The sequence below is a fragment of the Photobacterium sp. 270122K genome, assembly GCF_059941365.1.
On record NZ_JBPOEN010000016.1, the window covers coordinates 47,614 to 72,447 of the forward strand.

Annotated in this window: 22 protein-coding genes and 1 pseudogene; 15 read left to right on the forward strand and 8 right to left on the reverse strand. The window is 51.4% G+C overall.

Going from position 1 to position 24,834, the window contains the following annotated elements:
* Positions 1–210: 210 nt before the first annotated feature.
* The 6 genes from recQ (at position 211) to spfP (ending at position 7,698) form a co-directional block, all read left to right on the forward strand.
* A complete protein-coding gene (recQ, locus tag ACSF8W_RS22235; protein ID WP_500849283.1) occupies positions 211–2,067 on the forward strand; it encodes an ATP-dependent DNA helicase RecQ in 1,857 nt (618 codons plus the stop codon).
* Between the two features lie 29 nt (positions 2,068–2,096).
* On the forward strand, positions 2,097–2,408 hold the full coding sequence (locus ACSF8W_RS22240) for a DUF3630 family protein (RefSeq protein WP_500849284.1): 312 nt from the start codon (positions 2,097–2,099) through the stop codon (positions 2,406–2,408).
* Positions 2,409–2,515: 107 nt separating this feature from the next.
* Positions 2,516–3,208 (forward strand): 7-cyano-7-deazaguanine/7-aminomethyl-7-deazaguanine transporter, encoded by a 693-nt coding sequence (locus tag ACSF8W_RS22245; protein ID WP_500849285.1) that lies wholly within the window; start codon positions 2,516–2,518, stop codon positions 3,206–3,208.
* 120 nt (positions 3,209–3,328) lie between these two features.
* Positions 3,329–3,775 (forward strand): GNAT family N-acetyltransferase, encoded by a 447-nt coding sequence (locus ACSF8W_RS22250; protein ID WP_500849286.1) that lies wholly within the window; start codon positions 3,329–3,331, stop codon positions 3,773–3,775.
* Positions 3,776–4,660: 885 nt separating this feature from the next.
* Positions 4,661–7,459 (forward strand): DNA polymerase I, encoded by a 2,799-nt coding sequence (gene polA, locus ACSF8W_RS22255; protein ID WP_500849287.1) that lies wholly within the window; start codon positions 4,661–4,663, stop codon positions 7,457–7,459.
* A gap of 191 nt (positions 7,460–7,650) precedes the next feature.
* Entirely contained in the window at positions 7,651–7,698 is a 48-nt protein-coding gene (gene spfP, locus ACSF8W_RS22260; RefSeq protein WP_438616993.1) for a small protein SpfP, read from the forward strand.
* A 743-nt stretch (positions 7,699–8,441) separates the two neighbouring features.
* Here spfP and yihA read toward each other — a convergent pair.
* Positions 8,442–9,095: a ribosome biogenesis GTP-binding protein YihA/YsxC gene (yihA, locus tag ACSF8W_RS22265; RefSeq protein WP_500849288.1), complete on the reverse strand. Its 654-nt coding sequence runs from the start codon at positions 9,093–9,095 to the stop codon at positions 8,442–8,444.
* A gap of 158 nt (positions 9,096–9,253) precedes the next feature.
* On the opposite strand from yihA, the gene ACSF8W_RS22270 reads away from it, so the two are divergent.
* The 5 genes from ACSF8W_RS22270 (at position 9,254) to hemN (ending at position 13,269) form a co-directional block, all read left to right on the forward strand.
* Positions 9,254–9,871 carry a c-type cytochrome gene (locus ACSF8W_RS22270; protein WP_500849289.1) on the forward strand — a complete coding sequence of 206 codons (618 nt, stop codon included), beginning with the start codon at positions 9,254–9,256 and terminating at the stop codon, positions 9,869–9,871.
* Between the two features lie 185 nt (positions 9,872–10,056).
* On the forward strand, positions 10,057–10,695 hold the full coding sequence (locus tag ACSF8W_RS22275) for a class I SAM-dependent methyltransferase (RefSeq protein WP_500849290.1): 639 nt from the start codon (positions 10,057–10,059) through the stop codon (positions 10,693–10,695).
* The gene (gene yihI / locus ACSF8W_RS22280; protein WP_500849291.1) at positions 10,695–11,246 is read left to right on the forward strand and encodes a Der GTPase-activating protein YihI; all 552 of its coding nucleotides are present in this window, start codon (positions 10,695–10,697) and stop codon (positions 11,244–11,246) included. The genes ACSF8W_RS22275 and yihI overlap by 1 nt, the downstream gene beginning before the upstream one ends.
* 12 nt (positions 11,247–11,258) lie before the next feature.
* Positions 11,259–11,735, forward strand: coding sequence for a DUF2489 domain-containing protein (locus ACSF8W_RS22285; RefSeq protein ID WP_500849326.1), 477 nt, complete (start codon positions 11,259–11,261; stop codon positions 11,733–11,735).
* A 160-nt stretch (positions 11,736–11,895) separates the two neighbouring features.
* A complete protein-coding gene (gene hemN / locus ACSF8W_RS22290; RefSeq protein WP_500849292.1) occupies positions 11,896–13,269 on the forward strand; it encodes an oxygen-independent coproporphyrinogen III oxidase in 1,374 nt (457 codons plus the stop codon).
* 95 nt (positions 13,270–13,364) lie between these two features.
* Here the strand turns inward: hemN and ACSF8W_RS22295 are convergent, their stop codons facing one another.
* The 6 genes from ACSF8W_RS22295 to glnA form a co-directional block, all read right to left on the reverse strand.
* Positions 13,365–13,493: a hypothetical protein gene (locus tag ACSF8W_RS22295; protein WP_500849293.1), complete on the reverse strand. Its 129-nt coding sequence runs from the start codon at positions 13,491–13,493 to the stop codon at positions 13,365–13,367.
* A 196-nt stretch (positions 13,494–13,689) separates the two neighbouring features.
* The gene (add, locus tag ACSF8W_RS22300) at positions 13,690–14,691 is read right to left on the reverse strand and encodes an adenosine deaminase (RefSeq protein ID WP_500849327.1); all 1,002 of its coding nucleotides are present in this window, start codon (positions 14,689–14,691) and stop codon (positions 13,690–13,692) included.
* A gap of 203 nt (positions 14,692–14,894) precedes the next feature.
* Complete coding sequence (gene glnG / locus ACSF8W_RS22305; protein ID WP_500849294.1) at positions 14,895–16,310, reverse strand: nitrogen regulation protein NR(I); 1,416 nt, start codon at positions 16,308–16,310, stop codon at positions 14,895–14,897.
* Between the two features lie 78 nt (positions 16,311–16,388).
* A complete protein-coding gene (glnL, locus tag ACSF8W_RS22310; RefSeq protein ID WP_500849295.1) occupies positions 16,389–17,438 on the reverse strand; it encodes a nitrogen regulation protein NR(II) in 1,050 nt (349 codons plus the stop codon).
* Between the two features lie 118 nt (positions 17,439–17,556).
* Positions 17,557–18,129, reverse strand: a complete 573-nt coding sequence (locus ACSF8W_RS22315) for a DUF4124 domain-containing protein (RefSeq protein ID WP_500849296.1) — start codon at positions 18,127–18,129, stop codon at positions 17,557–17,559.
* 123 nt (positions 18,130–18,252) lie between these two features.
* Positions 18,253–19,662, reverse strand: a complete 1,410-nt coding sequence (glnA, locus tag ACSF8W_RS22320) for a glutamate--ammonia ligase (RefSeq protein ID WP_428477587.1) — start codon at positions 19,660–19,662, stop codon at positions 18,253–18,255.
* Positions 19,663–20,144: 482 nt separating this feature from the next.
* Between glnA and typA the strand changes: the two genes are divergently transcribed.
* A complete protein-coding gene (gene typA, locus ACSF8W_RS22325) occupies positions 20,145–21,974 on the forward strand; it encodes a translational GTPase TypA (protein ID WP_500849297.1) in 1,830 nt (609 codons plus the stop codon).
* 112 nt (positions 21,975–22,086) lie between these two features.
* On the forward strand, positions 22,087–22,614 hold the full coding sequence (locus ACSF8W_RS22330) for an AAA family ATPase (protein ID WP_500849328.1): 528 nt from the start codon (positions 22,087–22,089) through the stop codon (positions 22,612–22,614).
* Between the two features lie 15 nt (positions 22,615–22,629).
* Here ACSF8W_RS22330 and ACSF8W_RS22335 read toward each other — a convergent pair whose 3' ends face one another.
* Positions 22,630–23,271: a DUF2959 domain-containing protein gene (locus tag ACSF8W_RS22335; protein ID WP_428477589.1), complete on the reverse strand. Its 642-nt coding sequence runs from the start codon at positions 23,269–23,271 to the stop codon at positions 22,630–22,632.
* A 75-nt stretch (positions 23,272–23,346) separates the two neighbouring features.
* On the opposite strand from ACSF8W_RS22335, the pseudogene ACSF8W_RS22340 reads away from it, so the two are divergent.
* Both ACSF8W_RS22340 and dtd read left to right on the forward strand, forming a co-directional pair.
* A pseudogene (locus ACSF8W_RS22340) lies at positions 23,347–24,249 on the forward strand (virulence factor BrkB family protein); the annotation flags it as partial.
* 127 nt (positions 24,250–24,376) lie between these two features.
* A complete protein-coding gene (dtd, locus tag ACSF8W_RS22345; RefSeq protein WP_500849298.1) occupies positions 24,377–24,814 on the forward strand; it encodes a D-aminoacyl-tRNA deacylase in 438 nt (145 codons plus the stop codon).
* Positions 24,815–24,834 lie beyond the last annotated feature (20 nt).

Genomic DNA, 24,834 nt, shown 5'->3' on the forward strand with positions numbered 1-24,834 from the left:
AGTGGTCGAATGGAGGGCAGTATAAAGCGAGTCTCAGGGCAATACTATGTTAATACTCTGCGTGCGAGTGCGCTGTGGTGACACGGGCTTTTGGGTGCCTTGCTCCCATCGCCGATCTGAATGGTATAGAATAGCCGGTCTTATGGGTTATCGACGCGTCAAACGAGGCGGCGATGACATGCACAACGATCACCCGCAACGAGTGGAATTATGTCATTAAACCTGTCATCCAATCTGGCTTATCAGACCGACAGCCCCGCATCCAGTGAACATGTTTTGCAAGCGGTGTTTGGCTACCAAACCTTCCGTGCCGGTCAGCAGGCCGTGATTGACGCCGCGCTCGCCGGTCAAGACAGTGTGGTGATTATGCCCACCGGTGGCGGTAAATCGTTGTGTTATCAAATCCCTGCCTTGCTACTCGACGGGTTAACGGTGGTGATTTCCCCGTTGATTTCTTTGATGAAAGATCAGGTCGACCAGCTACAGGCTAACGGCGTAGCGGCCGCCTGCATTAACTCCACCCAATCTCGCGAGGCGATGCAAGCGACGTTTCGTGCGATGGAAAACGGGGAACTCAAGCTGGTGTATGTCGCCCCTGAGCGGATGCTGAGCCGTGAGTTTATGGAACGTTTACAGGCCATGCCGTTGTCGTTGCTGGCGGTGGATGAAGCGCACTGTATTTCTCAGTGGGGGCATGACTTCCGGCCGGAATACGCCGAGCTAGGTCGGGTGCGTCAGTGCTTTCCTGCCTTACCGGTGATGGCGTTGACCGCCACGGCTGACGAAGCCACACGCCAAGACATTCTAGCGCGCTTGGCCCTGCAGGATCCCCATATCTATCTGGGCAGTTTTGACCGCCCCAATATTCGCTATACCTTGCAAGAAAAGTACAAGCCGATGGCGCAGTTGACGCGTTATTTGGCGGATGTTCGCGGGCAAAGTGGGATCATCTACTGCAACAGCCGTAAACGGGTGGAGCAGATCAGCGACAAGTTGCGTGATCAAGGACTGCGCGTGGCCGCTTACCATGCCGGTTTAGAACACGATGAGCGGGTGCGGGTACAAGATGCGTTTCAGCGTGATGATTTGCAGGTGGTGGTGGCGACGGTTGCGTTCGGGATGGGGATCAACAAACCCAACGTTCGCTTCGTGGTGCACTATGACATTCCGCGTAACATTGAATCTTACTATCAGGAAACCGGTCGCGCCGGCCGTGATGGCCTCCCTGCAGAAGCGGTGATGTTCTATGATCCGTCCGATTTGACGTGGTTACGCCGCTGTGTGGATGACAAACCCGAGGGCGCGCAAAAGCTGGTGGAAAGCCACAAGCTCAATGCCATGGGCGCCTTTGCGGAAGCGCAAACCTGCCGCCGTCAGGTGTTGCTGAACTATTTTGGGGAAGAACGCGAAACACCGTGTGGCAACTGCGATATTTGTCTGGATCCGCCCAAGCATTTTGATGCACGGGAAGTGGCGCAAAAAGCCCTCTCTTGTGTGTACCGTGTGAACCAAAGTTTTGGTATTAATCATGTGGTGGAAGTGCTGCGTGGTATGCAAAACCAGCGGATCCGCGAGCACGGCCACGAGAAAATCAGTACCTATGGGATCGGCCGTGAGCACAGCCATGAGTTTTGGGTCAGCATTTTGCGTCAGCTGATACACCGCGGCTTTTTGGTGCAGAACATGTTGCGCAGTTCGACCTTGCAGTTGACGGAAAAAGCCCGAGCGGTGTTGCGCAGTGAGGTCACATTGTCGTTGGCGGTGCCGCGTTTAGACATTGCCGCCCGCAGTGCTAAAAGCGATAAATTGGCGAACCGTCAGTATGACAAAAAGCTGTTTGCCAAACTGCGTAAAGTGCGTAAAGCCATTGCGGATGAAGAAGATTTACCGCCATATGTGGTGTTCAATGATGCCAGTTTGATGGAAATGGCGGAGCGGTTACCGACGTCTGCCGGTGAAATGCTGGCCGTGAACGGCGTGGGGCAACGTAAGCTGGAAAAATACGGCAACGTGTTTTTATCGGTGATTGAAAACCACCTGACAGCCGGTGACGACAACGGGTATTAAGCGTGAGAACGCTCAAGGGAGAAAACAACATGGCAGTACGTATGGAATATGGGTGTCGACGGGTTGATCTTGTGGGGCGCGTGGTGGAGATTGACGCGCCCGCGTTTGATTTTGATAACTTTGCCACGGTCGCCGCCCCGTTGGTGACGCTGTTGGGCATGACCGTGATGCAGCAAGAGGTGAATGCCGATCTGCATGTGTGGCTGGTGGATTTTGAAGGCTGTCAGCTACTGCTGAAAGGGGAACATTACAGCGGCCAATTATGGTTGGAAGGTCTGGCCGACAGTGAGGAAACATTGGTGTTTTTAGCCTCACAATTAGCCGAAGTGATGATCTGCTAGGCAACCGCTGCGGTTTCTGTATAATCGCCGCCTTCGGTTGCTGCTACCGAGTGAGATCGGCGGCAGTGTTTTGGGTTCCCTCTCCCCCAATGACAAAAAGGTCTTAAATGACGACGTCTCAATTTTCTCCTGCGCAGCAGCGCAAAGCCCTTTCATTCCTTGTGTTATTCCATTTACTGATCATCGCATCGAGTAACTACCTTGTGCAGTTACCGTTTACCGTGTTCGGTTTTCATACCACTTGGGGTGCCTTTACGTTTCCCTTTATTTTTCTGGCTACCGATCTGACCGTACGGATCTTCGGGGCGGGCATGGCGCGTAAGATCATCTTACGGGTAATGGTGCCCGCGCTGGCGATTTCCTATGGCTTGTCGGTCCTGTTCTATCAAGGGGAATATCAGGGGCTGTCCCATCTGGGGGAGTTTAATCTGTTTGTCGCACGTATTTCGATGGCGAGTTTCATGGCGTACCTGTTAGGTCAGATCATGGATGTCTCGGTCTTCAATCGTTTACGTCAAACCCAACAATGGTGGGTGGCACCGACGTGCTCCACATTGCTTGGGAATGCGCTGGATACGCTCGCATTTTTCACTATCGCGTTCTACAACAGCCCGGATCCGTTCATGGCGGCGAACTGGATAGAGATCGCGTTAGTGGATTACAGCTTTAAGTTGATCATCAGTTTGGGCTTGTTTGTGCCGATGTACGGGGTGTTACTCAATATGCTGATCAAGCATCTGACCACCTTGTCACCGGCTCGTCAGTCTGGCAACGATGAGGCCAAAACGCTGCAGATGTAGATCTGTTGCGTGGGGCAATCAACTTGTGAGTTTTATTTGAGGTCAGCGTTTGCTGGCCTTTTTTATATCCCGGCCTCGTCACTGGGGGTGACGGCGCGTGGGCAGAGAAAAGGAAAAGACATGCATATTCGAGAAGCCAGTATTGCCGAAGCGGTTGCCGTGTTGTGCCGCATTGAAGAGTTTGCGCATCCTGCGGATGCCGCCGCGTTAACGGCCCGTTTGCCTGCATCGGGTACCCTGATTTTGATTGCTGAAGTGGCCGGTGAGGCGGTTGGTGTGAAGATCGGTTACCCCTTATCATCGCAGTGTTTTTATAGTTGGCTCGGCGGCGTGGCTCCGGCGGGGCGCCAGCAAGGGGTGGCACAAGCCTTATTAGATGCGCAAGAAGCGTGGGCGATTGCGCAGGGCTATGACACGCTGCGTGTGAAGTCGCGTAATCGCTTTGCGGCCATGCTGCGCCTGCTGTTACGGAACGGCTACCAGATTGAAGACATGGAGAAGAAAGAGGGGATCCAGGACTTCCGGCTGCACTTTGTAAAGCAATTAAATGAAAATAATTCTCAATAAGTGCTTGCATCTCAAATGAGAATGGTTATTATTAACTTGCACTCAGCGAGGAGGGAAACACAACACTGCTCGTCTGAAGGCACGACATTGCTCACATTGCTTCCAGTGTACTTTAGCTAGGGTTAGTTTTTTAGTGTAGGGCTAAAAATGGCAACCTCTTATGCTAAGCGGCAGCTACCGTCTCCGTCCTATTCGCGAGAATGTAGCGCCGCTTTTTTCTTTTCTGCCTGTTTATCTTTGTCGCTTTCTGCTTGCCTTCTTTCTTTCTTTCTTTCTTCAGCCATTGCCATGCTGTTTTTGATCGACCCCTCAGGCGGTCTATCCGGTGTCAGGATCCTTACTGATCGCGCTTTCGTGTGCGGCTTCGATCAAAATAGGCCGTGTGTCTGCCCTTTTTCCTTCTGTGCGAGGGGAAATAACAGAGATGGGGAAGATCGTCGGCATAAAACCGGGCTAGCGAGCGCCTGCTTGCTCAAGGGCCTAGCGTAACAAGGTGGTATCATGGGGTTCCGTGCCGTTAAAGAGGGCTGAACCGCTCAAAATGGCAGCGATCTTTTTCATAATGGCTCCCTTTATGTTCAGAATCGCTGGGTTTTCCGCGTGATTTAGCATATTTCTGATCGGTCTGTTAACTTTTTCCACAAGAGATGATCATCACACGATCGAAGATCCTTTTGATGGTTATGTTTTATCTTGTTGTTTTTTGGTTGTTTTTATAAAAAACTTAAGTTTTTTTGAAAAATTGATCAATGGGTTAAATTGAAATACTAACAAACTTATCCACAGATGACTGACGAGGAAGGGAAATCAGCAGTTAACAGTTGCCGGTAGTCATGGCATCCTAGTGAACTATCTCTTTCATCCCCCGGATATAAGAATCTCTTTATGGCGACTATCCCTGAAAATCCCCTCATTTTGATTGATGGATCCTCTTATCTGTACCGCGCTTTTCATGCTTACCCAGGTACCATGAGCAACGGTGAGATCCCGACCAACGCCGTTTATGGTGTCGTGAACATGTTGCGCAGTATGATGCGTCAATTTGCGTCTGATCGTATCGCAGTGGTGTTTGATGCGAAGGGTAAAACCTTTCGTGACGATATGTATCCGGACTATAAGGCGAACCGCCCACCGATGCCGGATGATCTTCGTTGCCAAATTGAACCGCTGCATAACGTGATTCGTGCGATGGGGCTGCCTTTGATCTGTATCCCGGGCGTAGAAGCGGATGACGTCATTGGTACGTTGGCGTACCAAGCCTCACAACAAGGCATGCCTGTTTTGATCAGTACCGGCGATAAAGACATGGCGCAGCTGGTTGATGATAACGTTACCTTGATCAATACCATGACGAATGTGGTGATGGATCGCGAGGGTGTGATTGAGAAGTTTGGTATCCCACCAGAACTGATCATCGACTATTTAGCCTTGATGGGCGATAAAGTGGATAACATTCCTGGCGTGCCGGGCGTGGGTGAAAAAACGGCCACCGCCTTGCTGCAAGGGATCGGCGGCTTGTCCGCACTGTACGACAATCTCGATGACATTGCCGCGCTGGGCTTCCGTGGTTCGAAAACCATGGCGAAGAAGCTGATTGATAATAAAGACAACGCCATGCTGTCGTATGAGTTGGCGACCATCAAACTGGATGTTGAGCTGGAAGAAACGCCAGCGTCACTTCTGAAAACAGAGCCAAGCATTGATGCACTGGTTAAACTGTTTGGACAGCTGACCTTCAAATCGTGGCTGAACGATTTGCTTGAAGGGGGCACTGGTGTGGTGGAAGCGGATGAATCAACCGGTTCAGCTCGCGGTGCGTCAGCGTCTACAGCGGCGCAGACTGAGATCGATACCTCGGCGGTGAACATTGACCGCAGCCAATACGAAACGATATTGGATGAAGCCACGTTCAACGTGTGGCTCGACAAGTTAAAAGCGGCTGAGCTGTTTGCGTTTGATACGGAAACGGACAGCTTGGATTACATGGTCGCTAACCTGGTCGGCGTGTCATTTGCGACCGAAGAAGGCGTGGCGGCTTATGTGCCCGTGGCGCACGACTATCTGGATGCCCCTGAGCAGCTAGACCGTGATTGGGTCTTGGCACAACTGAAGCCGATTTTAGAAGATGATGCGCAGGCGAAAGTGGGTCAGAACCTGAAATACGATGCCTCTGTGTTGGCCCGTTACGGCATCGAAATGAAAGGCATTAAGCATGACACCATGCTGGCGTCTTACGTGTACAACAGTGTCGGCGGTAAACACGACATGGACAGCTTGGCCTTGCGCTTCCTGCAACATAGCTGCATTTCGTTTGAGCAAATTGCCGGGAAAGGCAAAAATCAACTGACCTTTAACCAGATCGATCTGGAGCAAGCGGCGCCTTATGCGGCAGAAGATGCGGACGTCACGTTGCGTCTACACAACCGTTTGTCGACGTACATTGAGCAAGATGAAAAACTCAAATCTGTGTACGAGAACATTGAAATGCCGCTTGTGCCGGTACTATCGCGTATTGAACGTACTGGTGTGCTGATTGATGACATGAAGCTGAGCGCGCAGTCGGTTGAAATTGCCGCGCGTCTTGAAGCGCTTGAGCAGCAAGCCTACGAGATCGCTGAGCAAGAATTCAACATGAATTCGCCGAAACAGCTGCAAGCGATCCTGTTTGAAAAAATGGCGCTGCCGGTGATCAAGAAGACCCCATCAGGCACCCCGTCGACCAATGAAGAAGTGTTGCAAGAATTGGCGCTGGACTACCCGTTACCGAAGCTGATTTTGGAATACCGTGGTCTGGCGAAACTGAAATCGACCTACACCGACAAACTACCGAAGATGATCAACCCATCAACGGGCCGCGTGCATACGTCTTATCATCAAGGGGTCACTGCCACAGGGCGTTTGTCATCCACCGATCCAAACTTGCAGAACATCCCTGTGCGTAACGAAGAAGGACGTCGTATTCGCCAAGCTTTCGTCGCACCGGCGGGCTATAAGATCCTCGCGGTCGATTACTCGCAAATTGAATTGCGTATTATGGCGCACCTTTCCGGTGACCAAGCGCTATTGGATGCGTTCCGTCACGGCAAAGACATTCACGCTGCCACCGCGGCTGAAATCATGGGCGTCGACATTGAACACGTCTCTAGCGAGCAACGCCGTCGTGCTAAAGCCGTTAACTTTGGGTTGATTTACGGCATGAGTGCGTTTGGTTTGGCCAAGCAACTTGGCATTCCACGGGGCGAAGCGCAGGTGTACATGGATACCTACTTTGAGCGTTATCCCGGTGTGATGCAGTACATGGAAGACACCCGCAGTGCCGCGTCGGCACAAGGGTATGTTGAAACTATCTTTGGCCGTCGTCTTTACTTGCCCGAAATTCAATCGCGTAACGGTATGCGCCGTAAAGCCGCCGAACGTGCTGCGATCAATGCCCCGATGCAGGGCACCGCGGCGGATATTATCAAGAAAGCCATGTTGCTGGTGGACACATGGATTGCGGAGCAACCCGCCGATCGAGTACGTCTATTAATGCAAGTACACGATGAACTTGTATTTGAAGTACAAGAGTCGGAAGTAGAGAACGTTTCTGCCGAGGTTCAGCGTCTCATGGCATCGGCGGCAGCGCTTGATGTGCCTTTGATTGCAGAAGCCGGTATGGGCGATAACTGGGATCAGGCGCACTAAAAAACAGCGATATCACCCCAATTGTTGAGAGAATAGTCAGCTTTTGCTGACTATTTTTTTATAAAAAATAAACATACAAAAAAGTTACTGATTGTAGAAATTACTTACGAATTGTTGAAAAAAAACTACAAAAGCGCTTTCCAACTCTGAGCAATTGATATACAGTTAATGACGTAGGGTACAGAGGTAAGATGTTCTATCTTTCAGACCTTTTGTTTCACGTTATTGGATTTGGCTGATTCAGCCGCCCTGGCCATTTGGCCAGGGCGTTTTTTATTGTGCTAACCCAAACGGCCTTTCTGACACATTTCTCCCTTCATACGTTTGAATCCCCCTGCGATCCCGTGACTGATTGCCTTTTTTTTCCACTATTCTCTTATCGTATGCCGTTTTTATTGGCGTCAGACACCGCGCGTCGATCTTTCCTTTATTTGGCATTAAAATTAGAGCATTTACTTTAATGTTGAACATGGGACGGGTATAATGACGGTCGCTTCTTGTTCATATTTGTTTTTGGTAGCGGGCTATTTGCCGGCTAGCCAACACATCCATGAAATGGCCACCCTCACATTGACGGTGGCTTTTTTTTCGCCTGTTGATGGTGAAATGTAATTTTATTCCACTCAAGCTGTCATGCTTCGCTGTTCTCTTCCTCTTATTTTTCTGAAAAAAACAACTTCACGGTAAAAGCCCGATGAAACCGCTAAAAGTCAGCCTGAAGGTTGATGGAAGGTTATGATTGCTCGGTTTTTATGTTGTAAAAGGTGAAGTCAAACGGGATAAAGCGCTTGATTTAGGCGGGTAAATCCATGATGCTTTCCACACAAAAACTAAAAAACTCCTATTTCTCTCCCATTGCCCCACGATACTGGTGGGGTATTTTTATGCCCCGCATACGAGGGGGAGAACGCGCCAAATTCGAGACAGAAAAAAGGCGCCTTGCGGCGCCTTTTAAGGTGTTTGGGGGATGAAACGCGGTTAATTACGCGTCGTCACCGTCATCTTCTTCCATGATGGCACGCTGGCGCTCTAGCTCAGGGGCACACCATGCATCGAGCTGGCGGCGCACTTGATCCACACCGATACCTTTCAGTGACGAGAAGACTTCTGCCTGAACATCACCGCCGAAGGTGGCCACGGTTTCACGCACTTTCATCAACTGTTGCTTGCGTGCACCGCTCTTTAATTTGTCGGCTTTGGTCAGTAGAACAAGCACAGACAGGCGGCTCTCAATCGCCCACATGATCATCTGCTGATCCAAATCTTTCAGTGGATGACGGATGTCCATCAATACCACTAAGCCCTGCAAACACTCACGCTTTTGCAGGTATTCACCCAGTGACTCCTGCCACTTTAGCTTCATTTCCAATGGAACCTGCGCAAAGCCATAGCCTGGTAAGTCGATCAGGTTACAGCCCGGTACCACTTCAAACATGTTGATCAGCTGGGTACGACCCGGTGTTTTTGAGGTACGTGCCAGGTTTTTTTGATCGGTAATACGGTTTAACGCGCTTGACTTACCTGCGTTGGAGCGGCCAGCAAATGCAATCTCAACGCCTGCGTCCGTCGGAAGTTGACGGATTGAGGGCGCACTTGTGATAAATTTGGTGTTTCTATAGTTGAGAGGTTGATTCACTGTTAACTCCGTCAAGTCTTCATGTAGTCGACTGATTACTTTTATGTGAAATTGTGTAAAATATAAGAAAACCGAGCTCGGTTAGTGGTCGCATTGTATACCATGTCACTGAGCATTACTTGTGGTACTGGAAGCTCAATAATTATAAATGGAATGTCATGAAGAGATTAGCACTGATATTGACCCTTCTGGCCAGTTGCTCAGCCTGGGCTCAGGGTGATGCAGACGCTGGCAAGATGAAAGCAGCAACATGCGCCGCCTGTCATGGTGCAGACGGCAATGGAATTATGGCCCAATATCCGAAAATTGCAGGCCAGCATGCCGGCTATTTAGAAAAACAGCTGAAAGATTTCAAGCTAGCCATGTCAACGGGTGGGCAACAAGGACGACAAGATGCCGTCATGGGCGGAATGGCGATGCCATTGACCGAACAAGACATGGCGGATTTGGCGGCTTATTATGCCTCACTGCCTATTTCCGATAACACGACGCCGGAATCCTCCGTCGAAGTGGGTCAAACCCTTTACCGTGCCGGTGATCCCGAGCGAGGTATTACCGCTTGTACGGCCTGCCACGGTCCGCGCGGTAACGGTACCAGCCTGTCCGGCTTCCCGAAAATCTCTGGTCAAAATGCCGAGTACGTCAAACTGCAGTTGGAAAAATTCCGTGACGGACAGCGTGGCAACGACATGAATGCCATGATGCGTGCGGTTGCTACGAAGCTGACAGATAAAGAAATTTCTGCGCTGTCACAGTATGTGGGCGGCTTGCACTGATCCCGCTTGATGACCAAACGGTCAGCCAAGTCTGAGGAAAAAAGGCAGCGTCGCTGCCTTTTTTTGTGCCTCGCGGTTTAGCGTCGCGCAGGGAGTGCACATTTCTCAATCAAATCTGCTATTATACGCCGCTTCATAAAATGCCGTGGTACTGCCACGGTAAATGCCTTTACAGGAGAGCTGCCATGCAGACGTGTCCATTGTGCCAGCGTCATGGCGCTGAAACATTTCATCAGGACAAGCGACGTCAGTATTTCCGCTGTGGTGAATGTGCGCTGATTTTTGCCGATCCGGCGGCACGATTGTCACCGGAAGAAGAAAAAGCCCACTATGATCTTCATGAGAATGATCCCGAGGATCACGGCTACCGTGGTTTTCTTAATCGCTTGGCGGCCCCGATGCTTGAACGTGTCGCACCGGCTTCTCACGGATTGGATTTTGGTTGTGGCCCAGGGCCGACATTGTCGTTGATGCTGGCTGAAGCGGGTCATCAGATGGCAATTTATGATCCTTATTTTGCGGCTCACCCTGAGGTATTGGACACACAGTATGACTTTGTGACCTGTACCGAGGCGATTGAACACTTTTATACGCCTGCGAAGGAATGGGGGCTGCTACTTGGTCTGGTTAAACCTGGCGGATGGCTAGGCTTAATGACCAAGTTAGCAAAAGATGCAGATGCCTTTGCGCAATGGCATTACAAGAACGACCCAACCCACGTGAGCTTTTTTAGCCGCGAAACGTTCCATTACTTGGCCCAAAGAGACGGTCTGGACGTTGAGTTTGTTGGGAATGATGTAATTTTGCTGAGGAAAACCCAGTAATGACACGTAAGAAAAGAACACGCAAGGTAGGATCAGAAGGTCCTGCAGTTTACTCTGAGAAAAGCCGTAACGAGGTTGATCGTGACAGTTTGCAGCGTAAGAAAGATCGCAAGCGTAAAGGCCTGAAATCAGGTAGCCGTCACTCTGTGGTTGAAGCAGGCAGTGCACGCAAAGCCGCTCAGGCAAAAGATCCCCGTCACGGCAGTAAGAAGCTCGTGCCGTTGATTGTTGAACCGAAGAAGCCGCAAACGAAGAAAGAACGTCGCCTAAGTGCCGAGCAGGAACTGGCGATGCTAGAGAATGACGCGCAATTGATGGTGTTGTTGGATCGCATTGATGCCGGTGAAAAACTGGGTGCAGGCCTACAGAAACAAGTGGATCAGAAGCTCGATCGTATCGAACGCTTGATGAGCCAGTTGGGTCTGTTGGACGACGACGCGCCAGAAGCGGCAGCAGAGACTGCGCCAGTGAAGAAGTCGGGCCCACGCTCTGACGACGATTTGCTGGATGCATTTGAAAACATGGATTTTGACGATTTCGACAAGGAGTAACCCTTGCAGGATATGACGCTTTGGCTAGGATTGGCCGGTTTGATCATTGCTATGTTGGCGAGCTATGCCGCCTATTTGTGGTTGAAAGTGTACCAGCAGCATAAACGCCATCAGGCATTTTTACTGCGGGCAGAACAACAGCAAGTAGAAGGCATTAAACAGCGTAATGCCAACATCATGGAAAGCGTGATGATCATTGCAGAGGCGGGCAAGCAAGATCAGTGTGATATGTCTGAAATCACGATCCGTCTGTATAAACTGATGGAAGTGTTGCAGGGCGATCAGCAGGTGGATTTTGCGACCCAGTATCCGGCGATGTATGCACTTTACGATGTTGTCAAAGACATGCCTCGCGGTGATGCGCGCAAGTCGCTGGCGAAAAAAGAGCGTATGACGCTTGATTTACAGCGAATGAAAACCGAAGCCCGCTTGCTCGATGCCATCAAGGCCGAGCTTGAGCACATCCTTGCCGGTAAAGCGACTGCCTGACCGTCAAGTCTCCTCTAAAATCCCCTTCGCTATACTCTGTAGAGCGGGGGGATTTTTTGTTGGTGCGACAGCGCCATGAACTTTTATCTACATTGTTATTGAGTTATGGCACACTCGATAGCTTGTATTCTTTTCCCTCGTTATTTAGTGGAAGTATGTCATGTCAGAGACGCAGATTATTTGGGATCAGGCCGTTATCGAGAAGTACAACTACTCCGGCCCGCGCTATACCTCTTACCCGACCGCTTTAGAATTCCATGAGGCATTCACCCCTGCGGAATTTGATATGGCTTGCGCCCAATACCCGGATCGCAAACTTTCGTTGTACGTCCACATTCCGTTCTGCCACAAGCTTTGCTATTACTGTGGCTGTAACAAAATCATCACCCGCCATCAGCATAAAGCCGATCAGTATTTGGATGCGTTAGAGCAGGAAATTCGCCAGCGTGCGACCTTGCTGGGCGATCGTGAAGTGAGCCAACTGCATTGGGGCGGCGGTACACCGACCTTTTTGACCAAGGCGCAGATCAGCCGTTTGATGGATTTGCTTCGTGATCAGTTCCGCTTTGCCGCCGATGCCGAGATCAGCATTGAAGTTGACCCCCGTGAAATTGAGCTGGATATTCTCGATCACCTGCGCGGTGAAGGCTTTAACCGCCTGAGCATTGGGGTGCAAGACTTCAACAAAGAAGTACAGAAATTGGTGAACCGTGAGCAAGATGAAGCCTTCATTTTTGCCATGGTCGAACGTGCCCGTGAACTAGGCTTCCGCTCCACCAATCTGGACTTGATCTATGGCTTGCCGAAGCAAACACAAGCCTTGTTTGCCGACACCCTTGAGCAAGTGCTGACCATGCGTCCGGGGCGTTTGTCGATTTTCAACTATGCCCACATGCCGACCTTGTTTGCCGCCCAGCGTAAAATCAAAGATGAAGACTTGCCGGGCGCGACAGAAAAACTGGCGATCCTGCAAGACACCATTGCGACCTTAACCGGTGCCGGTTACCAGTTCATTGGTATGGATCACTTCGCGTTGCCGGATGATGAATTGGCGGTCGCGCAGCGTGAAGGCATTTTGCACCGTAATTTCCAGGGTTACACCACGCAAGGCGAGTGTGATCTGTTGGGGTTAGGGGTATCGGCGATTTCCATGATTGGCAATTGCTATGCGCAAAACCAAAAAGAGCTGAAACACTATTACGCGAACGTGGATGAGAAGCGTGAAGCGTTGTGGAAAGGCGTGTCATTGGATGCCGATGACCTGTTGCGTCGTGAAGTGATCAAATCGCTGATTTGTAATTTCCAGCTGAATAAAGTAGAGATTGAAGAGCGCTTTAATATCGACTTCGATAGCTACTTTGCGGAAGATCTTGGCTTGCTGAAAACCTTCATCAACGACGAGTTGGTGGCGGTGGATGACACCTCGATCACCGTGGCCCTGAAAGGCCGCTTGTTGATCCGCAATATCTGTATGTGTTTCGATAAATACTTGCGTGATCGTGCCCGTCAGCAGCAGTTCTCCCGCGTGATTTAATCGCTCGCGATAGCGTCAGTCAGACAAGAAAAAGCCCCCTTACCCATTGCGATGGGTCAGGGGGCTTTTTGTTTGTGGTGTGAATGTTCGGGCACTTAGCCGTTAAACATGTTCACCGCGGCAATCAGCGCCAGTACACCTGCGGCAAAATGGCCTGGACCATTGGCGGCAAGTTCACTGACGGCTGGCATTGCCACGCTGAAGGAAAAGAGTGATTCCAGCATGGTGGTTCCCAGAGGTGTGTGAAGCAAAAAGGGGGAGAACGCGTCGTTGTCGCGGCATTGTTCAGCCGGATGCAGCAAGACAGTTCTTGTTCAGGATGGCCTGATAGTGGGGGCATTTTACGCAAAAAAGGCAAGAATGGAATGGGGGGCGGTTAAAAAACGCCCGCCCCGCGGAGATTTGTTGATAAAACGCTAATTAGCGCTGAGCGGCTTTATCTTTAAGTGCTTGTTTTTCGCTGTCAGACAAGAACGCCAGTTCCAAACCGTTGATTTGTGCTTGGCGGATCTGTGCCGGCGTCAGGCCGACTTGAGGTGCCGCGACGTTGTATTCGTGCGGTAGCTCGATGCCTTCGACGGCCGGATCATCGGTGTTCAAGCAAGCCAGAATGCCGTGTTCCAAAAAGGCTTTGACCGGGTGTGAGGCAAAAGAGGCCACGGTGCTGGTTTGAATGTTAGAGGTGATGCACGACTCGATGCCGATCTTGTGTTGTGCCAAGTAGTCCATCAGCTTGGGATCATGGATGGCTTTTACGCCATGACCGATACGCACGGCACCCAAATCGCGGATTGCTTGCCACATGCTTTCAGGGCCTGCGGCTTCGCCAGCGTGTACGGTCACGTTCAAGCCTGCATTGCGGACTTGCTTAAAGTGAGAGACAAACTGCTCGCCCGGCTGACCCAGTTCATCACCGGCCAGATCGATCGCCACCAAGTGGTCTTTCTGGCTTAGTAAGCCGTCGAGTTCTTGTTGGCAAGCCGCCGTGCCAAAGGTACGGCTCATGATGCCGATCAGGTTCGCCTGCACACCGAAGTCGCGGCAACCGGCACGCACGCCATCAACAACGGCTTCCACCACACCTGCGACCGGCAGGTTGTGCTTCATCGCCATGTAGTAAGGGGAAAAGCGCAGCTCTGCATAGTCGATCTGTGCGTTTAAGGCATCTTCCACGTTTTCATATGCGACACGACGACAGGCATCCAGATCACCCAGTACCGCCACACCCCAGTCCAGTTTGGATAAGAAGGCCACCAAGCTTGGCTCGGCTTCGACGATTTGTACGTGTGGACGCAGTGACTCGATATCGTGGCCGGGCAAGGTCATCCCAAACTGTTGGCCAAGTTCAAGAATGGTTTGAATACGGATGTTGCCATCAAGGTGACGGTGAAGATCCGTTAAAGGAAGCTGCTTAGTAATCATCATTATGCTTATCCCACAAAAAACTGGTTGAACAGTATACGCAAGTCGACAATGACAATCATTATAGTTAATGAGTCCGTGTGTTGATGGAGGAAGAAACTGTGTTGATGCTTACGTGGGCTGTTGATCGAGGGAAGTGAGAAAGTACGGTGTCGCCAGCACACTCAGACGATGAGTGTGCTGGGGGCTTGGGGATGGCGGGCTTAATCGCAGGTGACATTCAGCTCTTTGAGTTTTCGGGTCAAGGTATTACGTCCCCAACCGAGCAGACGGGCCGCTTCCTGTTTATGGCCATGGGTATGGGTGAGCGCCGCTTCCAGCAAGATCTTTTCAAACTCCGGCAAGGCGTCACCGAGCAAGTTATGCTGGCCTTGGCGCAGGTTATCCAGTGCCCATTGCTCCAGTGCGTGGTGCCAGTGTTGCGGGCGTGCATCACCGGTTTCTGCCGCGGTGGGGCTCAACAGTTCGGTGGGTAAATCGGCCGGCAGGATTTCATTGCCACTGGCCATCACGGTCAGCCAGCGACAGGTGTTCTCCAATTGACGCACGTTGCCCGGCCACGCCAACGTGGTGAGCAGCTGTTCGGTGTCAGGGTGCAGGGTTTTGGCTTCCACGCCCAATTCGTCGGAGGCGCGTTGCAGAAAATGACGCGTAAGCTGCGGGATATCCTGACGGCGATCTTTGAGTGACGGCAAGTGAATGCGGATCACGTTCAGACGGTGGAACAGATCGTCACGAAAGTCTCCCTGAGCGACCAATTTTTCCAGATGCTGGTGGGTCGCGGCGATGATCCGCACATCGACGTTGACCGGCGAGTGTCCGCCCACGCGATAGAACTGCCCGTCCGCTAATACCCGTAACAAACGGGTTTGGATATCTAACGGCATGTCGCCGATTTCATCCAAAAACAGGGTGCCGCCGTTGGCTTGCTCAAAGCGGCCTTGGCGCACACTGTTGGCGCCGGTAAACGCGCCTTTTTCATGGCCAAACAATTCAGATTCAATCAAATCTTTGGGGATCGCGGCCATGTTCAGGGCGATGAACGCATTGTGACTGCGCGGGCTGTGGCGATGCAACGCATGGGCGACCAGCTCTTTACCGGTGCCGGATTCGCCGTTGATTAACACGGAAATCGACGAGCGAGACAGGCGACCAATGGCACGAAACACTTCCTGCATCGCCGGGGCTTCACCGATGATTTCCGGCGCATTAGGGGCTTGCGGTTCGGGCTGCTGCTGACGTTTCTGCTCTTGGCTGTGGGTGACCGCACGTTCCACCAAATTCACCGCTTCATCAATATCAAACGGCTTTGGCAGGTATTCAAACGCGCCTTCTTGGTAGGCATTGACCGCCGCATCGAGATCGGAATGCGCGGTCATGATGATCACCGGCAGGGTCGGGTGGTCGCGTTGCAGGTTTTTTAATAGCGTCAGGCCATCCATACCGGGCATGCGGATATCGGAGACCAACACATCCGGCACACTGCGCTCCAGCGCGGCAATCACACTGTCAGCATCGGCAAACGTCTCACAGGCCAGTCCGGCCGCGGTGAGGGTTTTATCGAGAACCCAGCGGATTGAGCTGTCATCATCGACGACCCAGATTAATCCTTTGCTCATGAGCATTCCTCGTGTTGTACGCCCCACATAATGGTGCGAAGCGAATGATTCTGTTGATGCCTTTCAGCGTGACGGGGATCATTTGATCGGCAGATAGAGCGTGAACTTGGTGTGCCCCGGCCAACTCACGACTTCGATTTTGCCCTGATGCTGATCAATCAGGTTCTGAGCAATGGACAAGCCCAACCCGGTGCCGCCTTCACGTCCGGTCACCATGGGGTAAAACAAGGTGTCTTGAATATCTCGCGGGATCCCAGGCCCATCATCAATGATGTCGATTTTGGCTGCCACGCGGTGACGCTGGCCGTGGATCACGGCTTGGTGAGCGGTACGGGTTTTGAGGGTAATGTTCCCGCCTCCGTGCGGTTGCAACGCTTGTGCGGCATTGCTGACGATATTGAGAATGGCTTGTTCAAGCTGCTCGGGATCCATGGTGAAATCGGGCAGGCTTGGATCGTAATCGCGATGAATTTGTACGTTGTCGCCGCCATCAAGGCTGATCAACTGACGGACATTTTCCAGCACGGCGTGGATATTGCCGTCATGGCGGGTGCCGGGACGTTGGGGCCCGAGTAAACGGTCGACCAGATTACGCAAGCGGTCAGCTTGGGCGATGATCATCTGGGTGTATTCGGTGTAGCTGGGATCCGGCAAGGTTTTTTCCAGCAGTTGGGCGGCGCCCCGCAGTCCACCCAGCGGGTTCTTGATTTCATGGGCTAACCCACGGACGAGCTCTTTGGCGGCTTGTTGCTGGGCGTGTTGGTTGAGCTCTTGGCTGATCCGGCGTTGTTGGTCGATGGGCTTGAGTTCAAGCAAAATCAGCAAGTCACGCTGCCACGATAATGGGCTGGCATTGAGTTCAAGCCGATGGGGGCGACCATCAATGACAAAAGTGACATCGCTGTCGGCCAAGCCTTGTCCGCTGTGCAGAATGGCGGGCAGCAAGCTCAATTCGAGGGAGCTGTGCTGCAAGATATCTGACAGGCGGGTCTGATCTAAGCGGCGCTTACTGCAGGCGAGCAGTTGCTCGGCGGCGGGATTGACGTAATGGATTGTTAGCTGCTCATCCAGCAGCACAATCGCCGTCACCAGATTATCTACAATCAGGGAAGAAAACTCGACCGTCACAATTACCGTCCTTGTGGATGCCATTCATGGTGGTGCATGAAAGTACCAATGCACCAAATTGGTGCATTCAAGTGTAGCGTGTCTACCCGGTATCGTGAACGAAAATATGTGAAGAACGTTAGCGCGGCTGTGGAATGGTTGGCCGTTGGTTGACGCCTGCACGGTGGAGGTAAACCGTTACTTTATCAGACGATGCAATTACCTTGCCGTATTTGAGCAATTGGACTTGCAGGGTATGGCTCCCGCGATTGATATTGTTCAGCTGCCACTGCAGTTGGGTTTGGGCGCGGCCTTCGACTTTGCCATCCAGCAGCAAACGGGCGGTATGGCCTTTTTTCAATTGTCGGGTACTGCTGGCGGTGACCTGAATATTGCCGCTGTTATCGCGCAAGGTTTGCTGGTGAGTGGGGCTTAACAGGGTGATGCCGGCTTTAGGTAAGTTCGCATCATCCTCTTCGCCGGTGGCCGGTGCCGTGGGATCGTTGGCCGCGGTGTCGGATTGTGGCGCAGGGGAATTTTGGCGTTTTGGCGGCTTGATATCCAGCACCTCAGCCTCGGGGTTGGGCTGATCGGTAAAGTGGGTAACACCATTTTCATCTTTCCAGGTGTAAATGGTATCGGCCACGGCCATGCCTGACATGCCAGTGACAAGTCCAAGTCCGATCAAGAGCGTGAGGTGACGTATTTTCATAAGTTTAGGGCATGGCTATGGATGATCTGTCCATTGTTGGCAGGCATTGAAGGATCAGCAATACAAAAAAGGCCAGCGTGTGAGGCTGGCCATATTCTCTAGTGTGTTCTCTCAGTACGTTACTTATACAGAGTAGTACAGTTCGAATTCTAGTGGGTGTGTTGCCATGTTGATGCGCTCAACATCGGCTGATTTTAGCTGGATGTAAGAGTCGATGAAGTCATCAGAGAACACGCCGCCTGTTGTAAGGAACTCGCGATCTTCGTCAAGCGCCTGTAGGGCACCTTGTAGTGACTCAGCCACTTTTGGAATCTCAGCCGCTTCTTCTGCCGGTAGGTCATACAAGTCTTTGTCCATGGCTTCGCCAGGGTGGATCTTGTTATTAATACCGTCAAGGCCAGCCATTAGCATTGCTGCAAATGCCAAGTATGGGTTCGCCGCTGGGTCACCAAAACGCACTTCGATACGACGTGCTTTCGGGCTTGGTACCACTGGGATACGGATTGACGCAGAACGGTTACGGGCAGAGTAAGCCAGCATAACAGGGGCTTCGTAGCCCGGTACAAGACGCTTGTACGAGTTCGTTGCAGGGTTTGCGAACGCATTGATTGCACGTGCGTGCTTAATGATACCGCCGATGTAGAACAGTGCCATTTCAGAGAGGCCGCCGTACTTGTCGCCGGCAAAGAGGTTTTGACCGTCTTTGTTCAGTGACATGTGAACGTGCATACCGCTGCCGTTATCACCGACAAGTGGTTTTGGCATGAAGGTCGCTGTTTTGCCAAAGGCGTGAGCGACATTGTGCACGACGTATTTGTAGATTTGGATTTCATCGGCTTTGGTTGTCAGGGTGTTGAAACGCGTTGCGATTTCATTCTGACCCGCTGTCGCCACTTCGTGGTGGTGTGCTTCAACCACCAGACCCATTTCTTCCATGATCAAACACATCGCAGAACGGATGTCTTGTGATGAATCGACAGGTGCGACTGGGAAGTAACCGCCTTTCACGCCTGGACGGTGACCTTTGTTACCGCCGTCGATGTCAGAACCCGAGTTCCAAGAGGCTTCGATATCATCAATTTTGAAGAAAGAGCCTGACATGTCAGTGTTGAATTTCACGTCGTCAAACAGGAAGAATTCTGGCTCAGGACCAACCAATACGGTGTCAGCAAGACCGGTTGAACGCATGAAATCTTCAGCACGTTTCGCGATAGAGCGCGGGTCACGGTCGTAGCCTTGCATGGTAGCAGGCTCGAGGATGTCACAGCGGATGTTCAGCGTGGCATCTTCAGTGAATGGGTCAAGCACTGCGCTTGCTGCGTCCGGCATCATCACCATGTCTGATTCGTTGATACCTTTCCAGCCAGCTACTGAAGAACCATCGAACATCTTACCTTCTTCAAAGAAGTCAGCGTCGATTTGGTGAGAAGGGATAGAGATATGCTGCTCTTTACCTTTGGTATCGGTAAAGCGTAGGTCAACAAACTTCACTTCGTTTTCCTGGATCAGCGCGAGTACGTTTTCAACTGACATCTTGAGTAACCTCCGGTGTTAGATTGGGCAGCGGGCCGCAACAAAATAGGTGAGAGCGATATTCGCTCGCATGATTTGATATAAGCGAGAACCGTGCCAACTTTTCAAAGCCCCAAAATAGCGCATTCTTGGCGTTTTAGGGGCGTAAAATTCCTTTGTTCGCACCATTGTGGGGAAATGCTGCACCATTGTAGTGCAGGTGCCTGACATTCCCGACAGGGCGATGCGTATCTACATTAGCCCACCCCGGCATATTGTCAATCAGCGTGATGACGAATAAATCGGTAAAAGACGGCAAATTTGTGAGAATTCTTGACGGAAAAAGCAGAAAAAAACAGGGAATAAACAGCGGATGAAAAAAAGGCGGTGATATAAATCACATATTAGGTGGGTTTTAGCGTAAAATCTGTTAGATTATGAGCCGTTTTTTTAACCAAGTGGCGCCATCCGGCCGCTGCATGTTCTGAGTGAATGTGAAATCCATGTCTAATCAACAGATCGACAAATTAAGAAATATCGCAATTATTGCACACGTTGACCACGGTAAAACTACCCTGGTTGACAAACTGCTTCAGCAGTCTGGCACGTTAGAGTCTCGCGGTGAAGTTGAAGAACGCGTAATGGATTCAAACGACATCGAAAAAGAGCGTGGTATTACCATTCTTGCTAAGAACACAGCGATTAACTGGAATGACTACCGTATCAACATCGTAGATACCCCAGGACACGCCGATTTCGGTGGTGAAGTTGAGCGTATCATGTCAATGGTTGACTCTGTGCTTCTTATCGTTGATGCCGTTGATGGTCCTATGCCTCAAACGCGTTTCGTAACACAGAAAGCGTTCGCACACGGCCTGAAGCCAATCGTTGTAATCAACAAGATTGACCGTCCAGGCGCACGTCCTGAGTGGGTAATGGATCAAATCTTTGACCTATTCGACAACCTAGGTGCTTCTGACGAACAGCTAGACTTTAAAGTGGTTTACGCATCAGCACTAAACGGCTGGGCAACCCTAGAAGAAGGCGAGACTGGCGAGAACATGGAACCGTTGTTCCAAGCTATCGTTGATAACGTTGACGCGCCAAACGTTGACGTTGATGGTCCGCTACAGATGCAAATCTCTCAGCTTGACTACAGCTCTTACGTAGGTGTTATCGGTGTTGCGCGTGTAACGCGTGGTTCTGTAGTACCAAACCAGCAGGTTTGTGTTGTTGGTGCTGACGGTAAGAAGCGTAACGGTAAAGTGGGTACAGTTCTAGGTTACCTAGGTCTTGAGCGTCACGATATCGAGAAAGCAACTGCTGGTGATATCATCGCGATCACTGGTCTTGGCGAGCTTAAGATCTCTGACACTATCTGTGATGTGAACAACCCTGATCCGCTAACTCCGCTATCTGTTGATGAACCAACAGTAACGATGACGTTCCAGGTAAACACCTCTCCGTTCGCGGGTAAAGAAGGTAAGTACGTAACGTCACGTAACATTCTTGAGCGTCTGCAGAAAGAATTGGTACACAACGTTGCACTACGCGTTGAAGAAACTGAAGATCCAGATAAATTCCGCGTATCAGGCCGTGGTGAACTTCACCTGTCTATCCTGATCGAAAACATGCGTCGTGAAGGCTTCGAGCTTGCAGTATCTCGTCCAGAAGTAATTCTGAAAGAAGAGAACGGCCAGCTAATGGAACCGTTTGAAACCGTAACTATCGACGTGATGGAAGAGCATCAGGGCGGTATCATGGAAAACATCGGCCTACGTAAAGGTGAGATGACTGACATGGCACCAGATGGTAAAGGCCGTGTTCGCATGGACTTCATGATGCCTTCTCGTGGCCTTATCGGCTTCCAGACTGAGTTCATGACGCTAACTTCAGGTTCAGGTCTGCTTTACCACTCATTTGATCACTACGGCGATCACAAGGGCGGTACTATCGGCCAGCGTAACAACGGCGTATTGATTTCAAATGCAACCGGTAAAGCACTGACTTACGCACTGTTCAACCTACAAGAGCGTGGTCGTCTATTTGCTGAGCACGCAGACGAAGTTTACGAAGGTCAGATCATCGGTATTCACAACCGTTCTAACGACCTGACTGTTAACTGTCTTAAAGGTAAGCAGCTAACAAACGTTCGTGCTTCTGGTACTGATGAAGCGCAAACACTTTCTCCTGCAATCAAGTACACCCTTGAGCAGGCACTAGAATTCATCGATAACGATGAGCTAGTAGAAGTAACGCCAGAAAGCATCCGTATTCGTAAGAAGCTTCTGACTGAAAACGATCGTAAACGTGCAGGTCGTGCTGGTAAGTAATTACTAGTTAATTGCCGTTAATTCAATCCCCCCATCGGTCTGACCATGGGGGGATTGTTGTATCTGGCGCCGAGAAAAGTGCGCTTACCTAACACCGACAGAAGAAAACATGATGCAACCGATGATTATTACCGGCGGGCCCGGGGCGGGGAAAACCACCTTGCTGGCGGCCTTGGCTGATCGGGGTTACCTGACCTTTCCAGAAGCATCTCGCACCTTGATCCGTGAACAGGCACAACTGCCTGACGGGGCGTTGCCGTGGACCGATCTGCCGCGCTTTGCGGCGTTATGCTTGGATCTTATGGGACAGCAACGCGCGCAAGCGGCACGCGGTACAGTACCGGCTTTTGTGGATCGTGCCATTGGCGATATTTGCGCGTACCTGACCATTGGCGGCGTGCCTGTGAGTGAGGCTTACCTTGCGTCGGCGAAAGGCTACCACCCCGTGGTGTTCTTCTGTGCGCCGCATGAGGCTATCTATGTGCAAGATGATGAGCGCCCGCACAGCTTTGCGGAAGCGGTGCAGATCCATCAGCAGTTACTCATGACGTATCAGGCGTTGGGGTATGAGGTGGTTGAGGTGCCATGGGGAACGGTCGCGGAGCGGGCCAACTGGGTGCTGGCCCGACTTACGCGTTAATGCGGTCGCGGTAGATTAGGCTTTGTTGAGGTGTGAGATGAAACGCTCAGACTCGGCAATGGCCGCTTCCATATCGGTGATGGCGCGCTGAATATCTCGCTGCAGGCTGCTAAACTCACCTTGCAGCGATCCAATCGCGGCCGCATTGAGGTTGTGCTTGAGGTACAGGGTGTTATCGCGCAGGGTATCGAGTACCGGCGTCATTTTCTTTTCTGCACGGTGCATTGCGGTCAGCATGCGCTGGTAAGACGCTTTGGTGCTGTTGAGTTTGCGTTCACTGTCGCGACGCAGCGACGCGCTGGTGTACAGTGACAGTTCATCTTGCCACTCATCGAACAAGGCACCGGCGACATCTTCAATGGCGGCAATGCGCTCGCTCACTCTTTCTGCGGCATCATTGCTGGCTTCATATTGATCATTGATTTGGTTGTACACGGTTTCCAGATCACCACCATCAAACTGGGTCACCGCCTTCAGGGCATCCAGCGCGCTGGTAAATTGCTCTTGTGCCTCTTGTTGGGCTTCATTGGCCTCTTCGACGCGATCAACCATGATCTCACGCTTATGTATGCCGACTTGTTCCATGGCAGAATAATAGGCACTTTGACACCCCGTTAATGTGGTCAGACTGAGTAGGATGGCAAGTAGATAGGGCATAAGGATCTCCAAGTGTTCTAGAATCTTCTCTAACGGGTTTTTTAAAAGAGAAAACAAGCAAGTATTGACATGACTATGGCTGACAAAAACATAACTGGCAAGCACGGGTGGTCGCAATCCGTGCAGACTGTGATAGCGTATGCGGGCTATCTTCACCACCGTATTAGCCACGACCGCTTAACGGTGACGGCAGGCTCGATGGCCTATGTGACCCTGCTCTCCTTGGTGCCGTTGATCACGGTGGTGATTGCGGCGTTATCGACCTTTCCGGTGTTTGCCGGGTTGGGCGAGCTGTTGCAAAACTTTGTGATTGAGAACTTTGTGCCCGCGGCGGGGGAGGTAGTGAAAGAGTACCTCAATGAGTTTGTGGCCAATGCCGGCAAGATGACAGCAGTGGGGATCGGCGCCCTGTTTGTGGTGGCGATGATGCTGATTTCTTCTATCGATCAGTCCCTTAATTACATTTGGCGGGTGCACGAAAAGCGCCGGCTGGTCACGTCATTCTCGATTTATTGGATGATACTCACGCTGGGGCCGATTTTGGTGGGGTCAAGCATTGCCGTCAGTTCGTATTTGGGATCGATGAACCTGCTCGGTAGTGAAGCCGTGACGGGGTTATTCCAGCGCACGTTACGTTGGCTGCCGGTCTTAATGTCGAGCAGTGCCTTTTTGGGGCTGTACCTGTTGGTGCCGAACACCAAGGTCCGGTTTAGCCATGCCTTGATCGGGGCGGTGACCGCCAGTGTGTTGTTTGAGCTCAGTAAAAAAGGCTTTGCGCTGTATATTTCCAATTTCCCGTCGTATCAGGTGATTTACGGGGCGTTGGCGGTGGTGCCTATTCTGTTTGTGTGGGTCTATCTGTGCTGGTGTATCGTGCTGTTTGGCGCGGAGATCACGGCCAGCCTGGGGGAACGTAAGCATTGGCACCCTGACTGTAAAATGGCTCAAGCGACCGTCCCGACGGTGGCGGAATTAGACGCGCTTATGCATTCTCATCATGGTACCTCAACGCCCGATCACGCGGCCTCGGTGAGTCACGCAAAAACACATTACGAACAAGCTGGCAGTGAACACGCCAGTAAAGAACAGGAAAGGTAAGGAAAACATGATTGCACTTATTCAACGCGTCAGCGAAGCCAGTGTGACGGTAGACGGTCAGGTGACTGGCACGATTGGCAAAGGATTGTTGGTGTTACTGGGCGTCGAAAAAGGGGACGATGAAGCCAAAGCGCAGCGATTGCGTGATAAGGTACTGGGCTACCGTGTGTTTGAAGATGACAACGGCAAGATGAACCTGAATGTGCAACAAGCCGGTGGCAGTGTGCTGGTGGTGTCGCAGTTTACGTTGGCGGCGGATACCAAAAGCGGTATGCGTCCGGGCTTTTCGGCGGGCGCACACCCGACAGAGGCTGAGCGTTTGTATGATCACTTTGTGGCGATCTGCAAAGAGAAAGACATGCCAACGGAAACGGGTATTTTCGCGGCAGACATGAAAGTGGCCTTGCTCAATGATGGGCCGGTGACATTCTGGTTGCAGGTATAAGCACAGATAAAGACACGGGC

Bases quoted from the DNA above. Each gene is read 5' to 3' on its own strand.
- glnG (WP_500849294.1), bottom strand. From the start codon at position 16,310: ATGAGCAAAGGATTAATCTGGGTCGTCGATGATGACAGCTCAATCCGC.
- ACSF8W_RS22295 (WP_500849293.1), bottom strand. From the start codon at position 13,493: ATGCTGGAATCACTCTTTTCCTTCAGCGTGGCAATGCCAGCCGTCAGT.
- ACSF8W_RS22285 (WP_500849326.1), top strand. From the start codon at position 11,259: ATGACGCTTTGGCTAGGATTGGCCGGTTTGATCATTGCTATGTTGGCG.
- ACSF8W_RS22335 (WP_428477589.1), bottom strand. From the start codon at position 23,271: ATGCCCTATCTACTTGCCATCCTACTCAGTCTGACCACATTAACGGGG.
- add (WP_500849327.1), bottom strand. From the start codon at position 14,691: ATGATTACTAAGCAGCTTCCTTTAACGGATCTTCACCGTCACCTTGAT.
- ACSF8W_RS22250 (WP_500849286.1), top strand. From the start codon at position 3,329: ATGCATATTCGAGAAGCCAGTATTGCCGAAGCGGTTGCCGTGTTGTGC.
- ACSF8W_RS22270 (WP_500849289.1), top strand. From the start codon at position 9,254: ATGAAGAGATTAGCACTGATATTGACCCTTCTGGCCAGTTGCTCAGCC.
- ACSF8W_RS22330 (WP_500849328.1), top strand. From the start codon at position 22,087: ATGCAACCGATGATTATTACCGGCGGGCCCGGGGCGGGGAAAACCACC.
- ACSF8W_RS22245 (WP_500849285.1), top strand. From the start codon at position 2,516: ATGACGACGTCTCAATTTTCTCCTGCGCAGCAGCGCAAAGCCCTTTCA.
- dtd (WP_500849298.1), top strand. From the start codon at position 24,377: ATGATTGCACTTATTCAACGCGTCAGCGAAGCCAGTGTGACGGTAGAC.
- typA (WP_500849297.1), top strand. From the start codon at position 20,145: ATGTCTAATCAACAGATCGACAAATTAAGAAATATCGCAATTATTGCA.
- hemN (WP_500849292.1), top strand. From the start codon at position 11,896: ATGTCAGAGACGCAGATTATTTGGGATCAGGCCGTTATCGAGAAGTAC.
- yihI (WP_500849291.1), top strand. From the start codon at position 10,695: ATGACACGTAAGAAAAGAACACGCAAGGTAGGATCAGAAGGTCCTGCA.
- glnA (WP_428477587.1), bottom strand. From the start codon at position 19,662: ATGTCAGTTGAAAACGTACTCGCGCTGATCCAGGAAAACGAAGTGAAG.
- ACSF8W_RS22275 (WP_500849290.1), top strand. From the start codon at position 10,057: ATGCAGACGTGTCCATTGTGCCAGCGTCATGGCGCTGAAACATTTCAT.
- ACSF8W_RS22315 (WP_500849296.1), bottom strand. From the start codon at position 18,129: ATGAAAATACGTCACCTCACGCTCTTGATCGGACTTGGACTTGTCACT.
- ACSF8W_RS22240 (WP_500849284.1), top strand. From the start codon at position 2,097: ATGGCAGTACGTATGGAATATGGGTGTCGACGGGTTGATCTTGTGGGG.
- polA (WP_500849287.1), top strand. From the start codon at position 4,661: ATGGCGACTATCCCTGAAAATCCCCTCATTTTGATTGATGGATCCTCT.
- recQ (WP_500849283.1), top strand. From the start codon at position 211: ATGTCATTAAACCTGTCATCCAATCTGGCTTATCAGACCGACAGCCCC.